Here is a 12,394-nt window from a genome sequence, read left to right as displayed (position 1 = left end):
ACGGAGCGCGATTGGGCTTGCGCTGAGCGCAACGTGGTGCTGGCCTGGGCGGCGCTTGGCGCGCCGCTGCTCCGCACTGGGGTAGGTGTGGGGCAGGGATCCTAGAACGGGATATCGTCATCGCATAGATCAGTCGAGGCATGGCCGCCCGGGCCGTTCTCCAGAGTCAAGCCAGCTTGGCTTGCTACGAGCATGCGCGAGTCTCCACTGTCAAAAACCACGCGTACAACTCGGCCGTCCACCCAGCGATCAATCTTCCCAGGGCCGAAGCTGGGGTGGCGGATCCTGGTTCCAGGAGGCATGTCGGTAGAGGTAGAGCGGCCAGTTGTTGCGACGCGATGTACCCTGGGGCGGCGGGTGTAGGACCACCCAGACGCGCAAGGGAAGCGTTCAAAGTAGGCGTTGGCAATTTCCGGCCTGGCCACAGAAGCCGTTGAAAAAGGGCCGCCATTTTCCACCGCAGCGGCAGCATGTCGGGCCAAGGCCAGATCCATTTCCCAGACGAACTGAGATACGGGGCTCGCGCTGGAGATGGCCTTATCGCAATCAATGTTTTCGGAGATCTCCTTGAAGTCCGAGTCAGCAGGATGTGCGACAAAGAGCTGCTGGCTTGCACGTGTGATCGCAACATAGAACAGGCGCCGCTCGGCTTCGATCTGCTCATGCTCGAGGTCGTCCCTGGGGAAGGAACGAGCAGCAAGGCCGGGGACGAAGACGTGCGGCCACTGCGCGCCCTTTGAACGATGAATTGATCCTATCCAGACATGGGGTTCGTCCGGTGGATCTTTCTTCGATGAGTCGATCAAGGGGTCGATTTCTTCCAGGAACTCGGCGATCGTCCCTTCATGCCGCTTTGCTATGAGCTTAAATGCTGCGACGTTCGCCAAGATGGCCTCTGCCGCCTCCGCGGTTGGGGATTGCTTGGCAATCATCTTCTCGAAGTTCGTTCCCGACAGGTAGAGATCGAGAACCTCAATCACCTTGGCATCGGGCTCGGTAGTGGTTCCTATGATGTCCAAGAGGTCTGCGCGGTCCCTGATCTGATCCGCATGAAACTCCTTGGTCTGCGGTGTGATGACTGACCGAATTACATTCGCAAGGTGCTCGGGAGCGCGTGATGCGTCTTGAACCACGCGGTCGATCGCCACTTTGTCCAGATAGAGGGCGGGGCGCTGCAACAGGCTCCGGATGATGTAGTTGACTTCATCCTCACCCAGCTTATTCCAGCGTCCGCTGGCTAGTTGGAGTACGCCTACGAGGGCACTTATTTCCGGAATTCTGGTGAGGGGCGGGCGTCCATAAACGAAGTACGGAATGCCGTGATGGTGAAGCTCCAGTTCGATGGACACACTTAGGCTGTAGGTCCTAACCAGTACCGCAATATCCTCGGGGGAGGCTCCTTCATCGACGACCTCCTTGATGTAATCCCCGAGCCCTGTGAGTCCAAGCGACAACCCTAGGCTGTGGATCCGAGTTCTCGGAGTGCCCTCGGCCGAAATGCTGATCTTGGGGTTGCGATTGGCATTGCGCGTGATGACCTGACTCGCCGCTATGGATAGATGGTGACCAAAGCGGAAGGTGTGCGGCAGGGTGTAACGGACGGCTTGGGTGAAGTCCTTCTCGAATCCGCGGATGAGGTAGTCGGGCTTGGAGCCGCGCCAGTCGTATATCGCTTGGTCTTCGTCGCCCACGAGCATGACTTTCGCGCGCGTTCCGGCCAGGATCCTAAGCAGCGCAATCTGGATCCCGTTCATGTCTTGGGCTTCATCGACAATCAGGTGATCAACCTTGTCGGCGACGTAACGTTGGGTTTCCTGGGTTTTGAGCATCAGCTTGACGGGATCGTAGAGCTGATCTTCGAAGAAGCGGATCTTCAGCCTCTTTCGTTCCTTCTCGAAAAGATGGAACGCTTCGACAAACCCCTGAGCCGACTTCTGGTAGTTGCCGGCTTCGAATACGTGATCCGGAGATCGGGTATCAGACTTCACCAGTTGAAGGAACGTGATGAAAGCGTCGATCAGGTCCTTATCGGGTGTCTCATCCTCGCCATTGAGACTCTTGAAAACATGAGTGAAAGCCCCTTTGGCTATCCTGGTTCGGTGATGGTCTTTCTCTTCGATCCTGGCATCCGGCAGGAGGCCGATCTGCACGAACCGATTGACGATCCGATTGCCCATTGAATTGAACGTGCGGATCTCTGGTGCTGTCCCACCAACGGCCCTTTCGAAGCGCTCGCGGAAAGATTGCGCAGCATCCTTGTTGAACATGACCACAGCAGTCTGATTTGGATTGTGGTCGCGCAACAGATGACGAACACGGCCAATCAGCGTTTCCGTCTTTCCTGAACCGGCAACCGCTGCGACTACGGCGTGGCCACCATCGTGCTCGATGACACGCACCTGTTCGCTGGTGTAAGAGGTCTCGCCCATAGCCTTGTAAGCCGTTCCCCAGCGTCGATCTTAACCGGAGATACGAGCCGAGGGCCAAGGCTGTCAGGGGCTGCCAGCGTGGAGAATGGCCCTTATGCAGCCAGGCCGGTCAGTACCGCATCCGTGGCCAGTACCACCTGTCGGATGAAGTGGATATGCCGGCGAAGGTCATCACGGGAGACGGCGTGCTTGGTGGGTGCGCCACTGCTCGGACGCCATGAGCGATGGGCGATGTCGCCCCGCTTCTTGGCCAAGGCGTTCAACTCCGACCGGGCGGCCGACGGCTCCATCATGTTCCACTTCCAGCCTTCCGTGATGTCAATGCCCAGGTACTTCTGGAACAAGGGCCGGACGCGATCGGTGCTGGGGGTGTGGAAGTACTTGAGATCGTTGGCCAGGCTGTCGCGCATGAACTTCGACAGGTGGCCTTCGCCCGTGCCAGCAACGGTCTCCACGGCCTCGACCAGCCGATCCTCGAAGTAGGTCTCCAAAGCGGCCAAGGCCATGACCAGGCTGGCTCGTTTCAGAACTTCGTTCTCGGGCGGTGGCGGTTGGGTGTTGAGCTTGTCGAAGTGATTGACCAGGTCGACGGCATCCTGGATGGCGTGGTCGAAGGTTAGGCTGGCTTTGGATGGCATCGGTTCCCCCTGTGGTGGCCGATTGTGTCACCAAGGTTCGGTTAAGCGCCAAGCGGTTGGTTGGCCGCCTGACGGCGGCCGGACAACTGGGGCAGAGCAAGGGCCTGGGCGGCGCTTGGCGCGCCGCTGCTCCGCACTGGGGCAGGTAGGGCTGGCTGGCCCGTGGGTGGGTGCTGGCGGGCTGCCGGGAGCGTTCTGGGGTCAAGGCCGAAGGCAGGCCGCCGGCAGGCGGCCAGGTCCTGGCCACCGGCCAGTGGTCCGCTCCCGCAGGGAGCGTAGGGATGGGGAAGGTTTCCCATGGGTGCGGTGATATCCACCCATTGGATGAGGCCGGCGGGGCGGCAGCCCCCGGCGCTTTGGCTGTTGCTTTTCCCTTCCGATCTGAAAGATCACGCCCGCGGCAGCGGGCCCTTAAGTCCTTAAAGCTCTAAAGCCTAAAGCCTTTTGCGCGCGCGTAACGCGCGCGTTACCCGGGCGCGCGAGGGGAGTGTAAGAACATAAGCAAAATCAAGCGGATGGCAAGCTTTCGTGCATGTAACAAGTAACGCTTGAAAAACCGCGGTGATATCCACCTTTTCCGCGGTGATATCCACCCGAAATTGGGTAAAACCGCGGTGATATCCACCCTGGGCGCGGTGATATCCACCTTTTCGCGGTGATATCCACCCTGGGCCGGGCGCGGTGATATTCACCCGGGACCTGTCGCGGGGAATTACACCAGTGTAAGTCGCCGGAACGGTGTGACGAATGGCTTGACGGTCTTCGATTTTCTGTTTGCATCCTGGTGAGTTCTCACTAGGAAAACCTATGCCATCCCCAAAGACCAGCACTTACCACCTCGTTCAAGGTGAGCCGCTTTCCGTCAACCGCGTCACCCGACTAACCGCGTCGCAAGACAGGCGTCTAGCCGCGGCAGCGAAGAAGAGTGGCGTCAAGGTGGGCGTGTACATGCGCGCTGTCCTGGACCACGCCGTGGCTCAGGAATGGAAGGTTGAACAGCGGGCAGACATCGTCGAGCGTGTTGTCAGCGAGAAGACGGGGGGGCGTCATGACTGAAGTCCATGAAGTGGGCACTGGTACAAAGCTGGCGGTCAAGAAGGTTTCTGTGTTAGCGCCCCTGCCGTTGTCGATCGCTCGCAGTGCGTTGTTCAGCGTTGCCACGAATGGGCCGATGTACAAACATCGCCTCATCCCTACGGCAAAGAAAGGCGTCAATGCGACGATTACCTACACAGGTCCGCATCTGAACATGGAGCACTTCAGGTTGTGGCAGGCACTGCTGTTCATTGCGCATGATCGAGGCCAGATAGGAGGCGAAGAATTTGATGTGCCATTGTCCGAAGTGCTGCGGTACATGGGGAAGAACTACAAGCGTCAAAATCTCAAAAAGAGCATTCTTGATGTCATGACCGAACTCAGGGCGGGACTTGTTACAGTTATCTCGGAGCGAGTTCATTACGACACTAAGAACCTTATCGATGTGGCAAGGATGAATCTGGAAACGCGGGTACTGACCGTGAGGTTTGGCGAGGAGATTGCTGATGGATTGCTGGATCGTGAGATCTTGAGGAACGACATCGCACGGTCGCGCGAGCTCAAGCGACACCATCTGGCCATTTGGTTGCACGGCTTCATTTCAAGCCAGGCAAGCCGCTCCGACAGGAAGGAAACGAAGCACACCTTCTCCGTCGACGAGCTGCGCCTGCTGTGTGGTTCGCAGGCCAAGGAGCGTAGGCACTTCTGCGAAGATCTTGATCGCGCATTGAGGCGCTTGAAAGAGGGCGATAACCCGCTTGTGACCCATTGGGATTGGGATGATGCACGTAAGAAGTCCAAGGTCATCGTCACGAAGAGTCATACGCTGGTGAAGCTGCTCGATGAGACGAAGAAAACGGTGGCTGCAAAAGAACGGCGATCAGCAGCCGACCGGGCGGCTGCTTCTCGGGCAAGGGTGGTGCTGTGATGGGTAGTGAGATCCCAGTTGTGCAAATTCCACGGTGCTTGATTGAAAGTGACTTGTTTAGCATTAACGAGGGCGGTCAGAAAAGTGACCAGAGAGTCATCCAAGTTCATGTGGATGAAGCAGGCGAGTTTGAGTACGAGCTTAAACACACGGGACCTCCCCTTGGTCCAAAGCATCTTGCTCTTTGGCGAGCGCTATTTGTCCTGGCGTCCCTGCGGAAGGAATTTGGGATGGAGAGGGCGGATGTTATCGTGTTGCGTGATGAAGAGCTGGTTTCGATGGCGGCGACAGGAATTGGTGCAGCTAAAGCTATTCTTCATGATTTAGCTGACGCTCGTATTGAAAGGAACCATAAGGATCCCGAACGACGGGCAGGATGGGCGCGTAGTAGGTTGGTGCACGAGGTGCTTACTGACGAAGAGTATTGCCTTGCCGAAGTGAGGGTGAATCTGAGTGCCGGCGGCGCTTTTACAGCTTGGTTGGAGGAGGCTGGATACGTGGGCGTGTCCGATTTTTTGTGTGTGAGGCGGTTTAGTCCGGAAGTCTCTTTCAGCGAGCCAGCGTGAATCGGTCTTCGTAGATTATCGCGAACTGGTTCATCGCCGCTTTCCAGTGCTGAGACGCGCGGCTCCACTCGGCGGTGATGTTCCGCAGCGCCAGCCAGATCAGCTTGGTGGCGGCCTCGTCGCTGGGGAAGTGGCCGCGGGTCTTGATGATCTTGCGCAGGCGCGCATGCACGCTCTCGATTGCGTTGGTCGTGTAGATCACCCGGCGCACGTCCGGCGGGAACGCGAAGAACGGCACCACGCGCGTCCAGGCACGGCGCCAGGCGGCGACCACCGTCGGGAAGCGCTCGCCCCAGTCGCCGGCCTCGAACGCATCCAGCTCGGCCTCTGCGGCCTCGGCGGTCGGGGCCGTGTAGATCGGCTTGATCGCCGCCGCCAGCGCCTTGCGGTCCTTCCAGCCCGCATAGTCCAGGCTGTTGCGGATCAGGTGCACGATGCAGGTCTGCAGCGTGGTCGCCGGGAACACCGCTTCCAGCGCCTCCGGGAAGCCCTTCAGGCCGTCAGCCACGCCGATCAGGATGTCGTTGACGCCGCGCGTCTTGAGGTCGTTGAACACCTTCATCCAGAACTTCGCGCCCTCGGTGTTCTCGATCCACAGCCCGAGGATGTCGCGGGTGCCGTCGGCCAGCACGCCCAGCGCCAGATACACCGCCTTGTTGCGCACCACGCCGTCCTCGCGGATCTTCACCCGCAGCGCGTCGAAGAACACCACCGGATACATCGCTTCCAGCGGCCGCGCCTGCCATGCGGTGACCTCGGCCATCACCTCGTCGGTGACCTTGCTGATGAACTCCGGCGACACCTCGACGCTGTACATCTCGGCCAGGTGCCCCTGGATCTCACGCACCGTCATGCCGCGGGCGTACATCGAGACGATCCGATCGTCGAACCCGGCGAAGCGACGCTCGTGCTTGGGGATCAGCTGCGGCTCGAACGTACCCGTCCGGTCGCGCGGCACGTCGATGCGCAGCGGACCCTCGTCGGTCAGCACCGTCTTGCCGCTGCGGCCGTTGCGGTGGTTGCCGCTCCCGCCCTCGGCGTCGGCCAGGTGCAGGCCGAGCTCCGCGCCCAGCGCCCGCTCGATCACGGCCTTCTTCAGCTGCTGGAACACGGCTTCGACCCCGGCCGCGTCCATCGGACCCGGGATCAGCTTCTCGAGAAATTCCTTCGGCAGATCAATGGCCGGCGTGACCACCGGCGTCTTCTTCTTGCGTGGCATACATGCTCCTTGGCAGCATCATGGTATGCCTCTCACACAAAATTTCTGACACGCTCGGATACGTCGGTTGTGTGCCCACAGACGAGGAGATTGAGTTTGCGTCTCGTCCAACGCTGACAATGAGATCTTTCCGTGAGCTTTTCAGCACACTATTCGAACCAGTCCATCTGGACGAGAACGGTGACGTGCTCACCATTGAAGAGGTTCAGCGGGTAAGACGACGACGCCATCGTGGACCCGGCTTCGTCTACATCCTGACCAACCCATCCATGCCTGGCCTGATCAAGATCGGCAAGACCCGCTTGAACCCCATTGATCGCGCCGCCCAGCTCCATACAACGGGAGTGCCCGCGGGCTTCCAAGTGGAGTACGCCTGTCGAACCAATGACCCGGAAGCGGTGGAGCAGGCCATGCATGTCGCCTTTGGTCCGACGCGGCTAAGCCACAAGCGGGAGTTCTTCCAGATCACGCCTGAGCAGGCCATTGCGGTGCTGTCGCTCCATCACCAGGAAGAGCCCATCGCCGCCTGAGTTTCAGGCCGAAGGCAGGCCGCCGGCAAGCAGCCAAAGCCCTGAGCGGCTAGGTTGACATCACTCGCCAAGGGTGTAATATACGAAAAACCGTATAAACCGGAGTGGCTATGACCAAGCTCGTTTACAACAACATCTTCGACGCGATCACTCAAGACGCAAGCCAAGCGGCTGATCTGCAGTTCCGGGCCGATATGCTCTTGATGCTGCGCGACATGTTCGAAGAGCGTACGTGGGGGCAGGCCGAGATCATGAAGGCTCTCGACATCCCCCAGCCCCGGGTAAGCGAACTCGTCAACGGCAAGATCGACAAGTTCTCGTCGGATAAGCTAATCGGGTTTCTGGACAAGATGGGCTACCGCATGCGGCCGCGGCTTGTTACCAAGCAACGTTCAAAGACAGGCCATGTCAGGTGCGACGTGCAAGAATTGGAAGTGGCCTGAAATCAGAACGCTAGCCTCGCCTAGCTTGCTTCTTCGCCGCAGCTGCAGCTGCCCGTAGTTGGGCAGTCATTTCCTTGTAGCGTGCTGCGGCGGTATCCATCTGTTTTTGGTCGACGTTATTTGTCGTCTTCGTAAAGGCATGAAGGATATAGACGGTATCGGCGAACTTGGCGCAATAGAGTGCTCGATAGGCGGGGCTTCCGTTTTCAATAAGTTCGTATGTACCCTGGCCGACGCTGGCTGATACGTCCTTGATTTCAGAAAAAGGGCGTTTCCCTTGCTGAATTGCGTTCAAATCGGTGCCAAACTGCTGTTTGATCGTATCCGGAAGATCAAGATAGGCCCGTTTGGCCGCCTCGCTGACGAATGCGAATTTCTTCTCTTTAGGTTGGCTCACGGATCCACCCTGTTTCGTGCACTGTCATAAGTTATCTGTGTGCCTCAGTGTTGTCTACTTAGACACTGAGCAGTAAGCAGGCCGCCTATCGGCGGCCAAGGCCCTGGGCACCGGCCAGTTGTCCGCGCCCGCAGGGAGCGTAGGGCTGTGGCAAGTCTGCTCAATGGGTGCGGCGATATTCACCCATAGCACCAGGCAGCACCCAGCAAAATCAGAAAAACCTTACACGGCCGCGCGCCACCGGCTGAAGACAAACGCCTCCCTCAGAGCACACTCTACCCCTGCCGCCTGCGATGCCGGATCGAGCCAACACCATCGACGTCAGTCTGGGGTGCCGTGAAGCTCGCCGTCCAGGAAGGACAGGGCGGCTCCACTTTGCTCCGCTGACGCAGGGCGGCGGCAACGCTGACGCGCCCTTTGGTTGCGGCGGCTCCGTTTCACTCCGCTGACGTGGGGCGTCCCCTTAAGTTGACGAACGCAAACCTTCTGCTACTCGTGGTTACATCACCACCACGAGAGATAATCCATGCGGAAGCAGGGCGAGAACGTCGGCAAGACCATTCCGGACAAGAATCCGATCAAGAAGGCGAGGGTAGTCGGCACACGCATTAGTGGCGCACAGGCTGAGAGCCTGGAAACCCTGGCCACGGCCAGCAACATGACCGAGTCGACCTATATCCGGCACGTGATCCAGCGGGCCATTGCCGAAGGCTGGGTGTTCAAGCTCGAGATGACGGCGGTCGCTACGTCGTCTGCCAAGCCTCGCATGCCCTGAGGCGGAGACCACTATGCGAGAGATTGGATCCAACTACGGACGGCTGGCGCCTGACCAGCACATCACCATCAAGGAAAAGCCCGTGTCCGCCCGCGTACATGCCGAACAGGCTGAGCAGATTGAAGCGCTGGCCGCGGAAAGCAACATGACCCTGTCGACCTACCTGCGATTGATCTTGCAAAAGGCCATCGACGAGAAGTGGGTGTATCAGCCGCAAGCTGATGCAGAAAATGCGAACGAAAACAGCAGATCTCATGGGCCCAAGCGCATGATCCGTTGACTGTGTTCATTTTCTGTTTAGGTTGCGATGAAGGCCCTGGGTAAGGGCTGCTCGCACAACCTACTCAGAGACCTTTTCCAATGAAGAATTTCAAACAAGCCCGCAACCAGGGTGGTTTCTCGCTGATCGAATTGCTGCTGGTGCTGGCCATCATCGCGGCCTTGGCTGTTGCCGCGTTCATCGTGTACCCGCGCGTCCAAGCTGGCCGTAATGCCACCTACGAAAGCCAGGTTCTTTCCTCGGCTCAGGCTGGCGTCAAGGCGCTGTTCACTACGAACAATTATGCAAACGTCAGCAAGGCCGCTGCCTACAATGCCGAGATCTTCCCGGCCAACATGAATATTTCGGCTACCGACATCCAGAACCAGTGGGCTGGCGCGGTGAATGTTGAGCCCTCCGATGCTGCTGGCGCCACTGTGTCAACGCCGATCGCTCGCTACTTCAAGATCACATATCCGAACGTGCCTGCTGACGTCTGCATCCGTTTGGCTGGTGCGGCTGTTCAGAACTTCGGAACCGTCCTGGTTGGCGGTGCTACGCCCGTCAAGGTGCAGGACCTCTACAGCGCTGGTACTGATGCTCTCCCATTGAATGAGGCGCTGATCGCCACGAACTGCAAGCAGGATGGTGGTGCGACCCTGGTGCTGGTCTCCAACTGATCCAAACGCCCCGCTGCAAAACGACCAACGGCGCCCTGGGGCGCCGTTGGTTGTTACCGCCTACGGTTAGACATCGCTGTCCTCCTCGCTTTCGTCGTCCTCTTCGGGGTCAAGGATCTCGTCAATCTCATTTTCAACATCCCCCACGGCGTGCTCGACCAGGGCGTCGACCTCCGCTTCCGTGTAGTAGCCGGTATTGGCCCACCGCTCAATCGCCTCCATGACCAGCCAGGCGATCCGCTCACGGCCTTCCGGGGTTGCGCCACTCAGATCGTAGCCGAGCAGGAAGACGTCGATGGCCTTGATGGCAAGGGCGCGGCATTCCTCATTAGTCATTGGCAGCCGTCCTCGTCCTCGTAGGTACCGGCGAGGATGGCGTCGATGTCGTCATTCGCCCGGTCAGTGGCTTCTTCAATCAGGTCGTCGACAACGTCCATGGAGGTATAGGCGTCGAAGAACCAGTCCATTGCGATCTCCTCCATGTGCTCCCAGACCACACCGACAATTCGGTCGCCGGTGTCGCCGTCTGCGCCGCCCAGGTCGCTGTTGGCCAGGAACTTGTCCATTGCAGCCTCGATGATCTTTTCGATCACCTGCTGGTCTTCGTCCCGAACCAGGATCTCGTCGCACTCCGGCTCGATCAGTTCGGTCACTTCCTGGACGATCTCGTCCATGTCGGTCAGCTTGCCTTCTTTGATCACCTCGGCAATCTTCTCGGAAGCCAGCTTCCTGATTTCGGCAATAGCGTCTTCCCGCGCGTTTCTGAGCGAAAGGCTAGCCAAGTAGGCTACCAAGCACTTGGTTTGCAGTTCATTCGTCATGGCGTGCTCCGTTGTTGGAATGTTGGCGATCATCGCCCTCCCACCTCCGTTCTTTGGGTGGGAGGGAGCGCACCTATAGGTCGTCAGTCGAGCACCATGCGAATGGTTTCCCCATCCGGATGCTGGCGGCTGTACTCCTGCAACGCCTCGAAGTTGGCGATGGCCGCACGACGCGCTTCGTCGTCGCCCTTCTGGTGGTAGTACCAGCTCAGATGATTGACCAGGAACTGCGTGACGGTCAGGCCCGCCCCGTCCTTGCTCATGGGGTAGCGTTTGCCCTCCCAGTTGGTCAGTTCGTAGGTGTCATGGTCGTCAGGCACCATGTACCAGCCGCCATTGGACAGCGAGTAGTACGACCAGCACCCGCCCGTGTACGCCGGACAGAGCTCTCCCATCTTCTTGTACAGCACGTTCTCGAAGGGAAGGCCTGGCCCGATGTAAGGGAAGTAGGGCGCTTTGTCGTGGAGCCCAATGAACTCAGCATCCGACATCACCCGGCTGGTGATGGGGGTGAGGGTGGGGCTCTTGATGAGCGACTTGCGGCGGTTGAGGACGCCACCCTTGCGCTTGGCCATGTCAGGCTCCGCTGTTGAGGGACCCTCTATTGAAGATGCCGCCCACCAAGGAAATAGGTGGGCGGGATGACACCTAAAGCGTGCTGGGCGGTGCGGGCTTGTCAGGCTTGCGCTTGGCCAAGGCGGCCAGTGCCCTCTTCTCGACGTCGGCTTCCAGCAGGCGATTGCCGGCACGGTAGCGGGCTACCCACAGCTTCTGCTCGCTGGGATTGCGCCACGGGCGTAGCAGGGCTTCGTGGAGCGTCAGCGAACGGATTTCCCACTGGCTGACCGGGATGTCAGCGATCGCGTCCTCAGGCAACTGCTCGATCCAGCCCAGCACTTCGCCCTTGGCGATCACCCATTGGAGCTTTCGCAGCAGGGTGGCTGCCGCCTTGTTTGTGGCCTGAGCCCCGGACGCGTGCATGTCCTGGACGCCCTTGCTCACCATCTTCTTTAAGCGCCACGCGGCATCCCACTCCAGGATGGCCTTCTTGGGCGCCTTCTTGGCGGCGCCCACCTTCTTGAAGGGATTGGGCGGCGGCTCGGTCTTGCGACGTTCGCGCTCATCAGTCTGGCTGATCCTGAGCCACAGCGCGGCCAGGGCCGATGAAATGAGCGTGTCGTCGGGCAGCGTGTCCAGGCGCTTGCGCAACTCGTCCAAGGAGATGGTGAAGTCCACGCCGTGAGTGCTTCGTCCGTTCGGGCTGCGCGGATGCAGCTCGTCGAACAAGGCAACGGCCTGAGGAATGCCTTCGGCGTGGTAGTACGCCTCTTTGGTCGGGTGCGTGGTCATGCGCAGAGCATATCCGTGGTCAAAAAAGACGCGCTAGAGGGCAGGCGTGGCCGAGATCTGACGTGCAAAAACATATGGACCATAGCTGGACCATGAGGATTTCGTGATCTGTGTAAGACGCGATAATAGCCAAAAACAAGGGAAAAATTGTCTTTCAGAAAGCTACCGCTTTTTATGCTTCATCAGCGGGGTGTGTTCTTCGTGGGACTTCTTCGTGCCGCTCTTGGAAATCTTCTGCATGTGCTTGGAGTGTTGTGCCTGTCCAGGCCGGGTACGACGGCGTGCAAGTATGGCAGCAGTGCCCGCTGGCGGTAGAGGCTGCGG

15 protein-coding genes are annotated in these 12,394 nt (G+C 59.1%); 7 read left to right on the top strand and 8 right to left on the bottom strand.

What is annotated here, in order from left to right:
- Positions 1–101 precede the first annotated feature (101 nt).
- Both ACSBPQ_RS10855 and ACSBPQ_RS10850 read right to left on the bottom strand, forming a co-directional pair.
- The gene (locus ACSBPQ_RS10855; RefSeq protein WP_442682163.1) at positions 102–2,429 is read right to left on the bottom strand and encodes an ATP-dependent helicase; all 2,328 of its coding nucleotides are present in this window, start codon (positions 2,427–2,429) and stop codon (positions 102–104) included.
- A gap of 92 nt (positions 2,430–2,521) precedes the next feature.
- Positions 2,522–3,067, bottom strand: coding sequence for a HEPN domain-containing protein (locus ACSBPQ_RS10850; protein ID WP_442682162.1), 546 nt, complete (start codon positions 3,065–3,067; stop codon positions 2,522–2,524).
- Between the two features lie 1,048 nt (positions 3,068–4,115).
- Between ACSBPQ_RS10850 and ACSBPQ_RS10845 the strand changes: the two genes are divergently transcribed.
- Together ACSBPQ_RS10845 and ACSBPQ_RS10840 are read left to right on the top strand one after the other, a co-directional pair.
- Complete coding sequence (locus tag ACSBPQ_RS10845) at positions 4,116–5,030, top strand: hypothetical protein (protein WP_442682161.1); 915 nt, start codon at positions 4,116–4,118, stop codon at positions 5,028–5,030.
- Positions 5,030–5,596 carry a hypothetical protein gene (locus ACSBPQ_RS10840; RefSeq protein ID WP_442682160.1) on the top strand — a complete coding sequence of 189 codons (567 nt, stop codon included), beginning with the start codon at positions 5,030–5,032 and terminating at the stop codon, positions 5,594–5,596. Before ACSBPQ_RS10845 ends, ACSBPQ_RS10840 begins: the two co-directional genes overlap by 1 nt.
- On the opposite strand, the gene ACSBPQ_RS10835 is transcribed toward ACSBPQ_RS10840, so the two are convergent.
- Positions 5,580–6,815 carry an IS256-like element ISEc58 family transposase gene (locus tag ACSBPQ_RS10835; RefSeq protein WP_001137513.1) on the bottom strand — a complete coding sequence of 412 codons (1,236 nt, stop codon included), beginning with the start codon at positions 6,813–6,815 and terminating at the stop codon, positions 5,580–5,582. The genes ACSBPQ_RS10840 and ACSBPQ_RS10835 overlap by 17 nt on opposite strands.
- 185 nt (positions 6,816–7,000) lie before the next feature.
- Here ACSBPQ_RS10835 and ACSBPQ_RS10830 point away from each other — a divergent pair, with 185 nt between their 5' ends.
- Together ACSBPQ_RS10830 and ACSBPQ_RS10825 are read left to right on the top strand one after the other, a co-directional pair.
- Entirely contained in the window at positions 7,001–7,345 is a 345-nt protein-coding gene (locus ACSBPQ_RS10830) for a GIY-YIG nuclease family protein (RefSeq protein ID WP_442682159.1), read from the top strand.
- A 110-nt stretch (positions 7,346–7,455) separates the two neighbouring features.
- Positions 7,456–7,788, top strand: coding sequence for a helix-turn-helix domain-containing protein (locus ACSBPQ_RS10825; protein WP_442682158.1), 333 nt, complete (start codon positions 7,456–7,458; stop codon positions 7,786–7,788).
- A 10-nt stretch (positions 7,789–7,798) separates the two neighbouring features.
- Here the strand turns inward: ACSBPQ_RS10825 and ACSBPQ_RS10820 are convergent, their stop codons facing one another.
- Entirely contained in the window at positions 7,799–8,185 is a 387-nt protein-coding gene (locus ACSBPQ_RS10820; protein ID WP_442682157.1) for a type II toxin-antitoxin system RelE/ParE family toxin, read from the bottom strand.
- 526 nt (positions 8,186–8,711) lie between these two features.
- Here ACSBPQ_RS10820 and ACSBPQ_RS10815 point away from each other — a divergent pair.
- The 3 genes from ACSBPQ_RS10815 (at position 8,712) to ACSBPQ_RS10805 (ending at position 9,899) form a co-directional block, all read left to right on the top strand.
- Positions 8,712–8,960: a hypothetical protein gene (locus tag ACSBPQ_RS10815; RefSeq protein WP_442682156.1), complete on the top strand. Its 249-nt coding sequence runs from the start codon at positions 8,712–8,714 to the stop codon at positions 8,958–8,960.
- A 13-nt stretch (positions 8,961–8,973) separates the two neighbouring features.
- The gene (locus tag ACSBPQ_RS10810; protein ID WP_442682155.1) at positions 8,974–9,240 is read left to right on the top strand and encodes a plasmid mobilization protein; all 267 of its coding nucleotides are present in this window, start codon (positions 8,974–8,976) and stop codon (positions 9,238–9,240) included.
- An 80-nt stretch (positions 9,241–9,320) separates the two neighbouring features.
- Positions 9,321–9,899 carry a type 4 pilus major pilin gene (locus tag ACSBPQ_RS10805; RefSeq protein WP_442682154.1) on the top strand — a complete coding sequence of 193 codons (579 nt, stop codon included), beginning with the start codon at positions 9,321–9,323 and terminating at the stop codon, positions 9,897–9,899.
- A 66-nt stretch (positions 9,900–9,965) separates the two neighbouring features.
- Here ACSBPQ_RS10805 and ACSBPQ_RS10800 read toward each other — a convergent pair whose 3' ends face one another.
- The 4 genes from ACSBPQ_RS10800 to ACSBPQ_RS10785 form a co-directional block, all read right to left on the bottom strand.
- The gene (locus ACSBPQ_RS10800) at positions 9,966–10,235 is read right to left on the bottom strand and encodes a hypothetical protein (RefSeq protein ID WP_442682153.1); all 270 of its coding nucleotides are present in this window, start codon (positions 10,233–10,235) and stop codon (positions 9,966–9,968) included.
- Positions 10,232–10,753: a hypothetical protein gene (locus ACSBPQ_RS10795; protein WP_442682152.1), complete on the bottom strand. Its 522-nt coding sequence runs from the start codon at positions 10,751–10,753 to the stop codon at positions 10,232–10,234. The genes ACSBPQ_RS10800 and ACSBPQ_RS10795 overlap by 4 nt, the downstream gene beginning before the upstream one ends.
- A gap of 50 nt (positions 10,754–10,803) precedes the next feature.
- Complete coding sequence (locus ACSBPQ_RS10790) at positions 10,804–11,295, bottom strand: antirestriction protein (RefSeq protein WP_442682151.1); 492 nt, start codon at positions 11,293–11,295, stop codon at positions 10,804–10,806.
- Positions 11,296–11,368: 73 nt separating this feature from the next.
- Complete coding sequence (locus ACSBPQ_RS10785) at positions 11,369–12,070, bottom strand: hypothetical protein (RefSeq protein ID WP_442682150.1); 702 nt, start codon at positions 12,068–12,070, stop codon at positions 11,369–11,371.
- Positions 12,071–12,394 lie beyond the last annotated feature (324 nt).

This window comes from Stenotrophomonas sp. JC08 (assembly GCF_052180205.1).
Taxonomy (GTDB): Bacteria; Pseudomonadota; Gammaproteobacteria; order Xanthomonadales; family Xanthomonadaceae; genus Stenotrophomonas.
The sequence above is the reverse complement of the archived record's forward strand: the minus strand, read 5'-3'. Positions and strand labels throughout refer to the sequence as shown.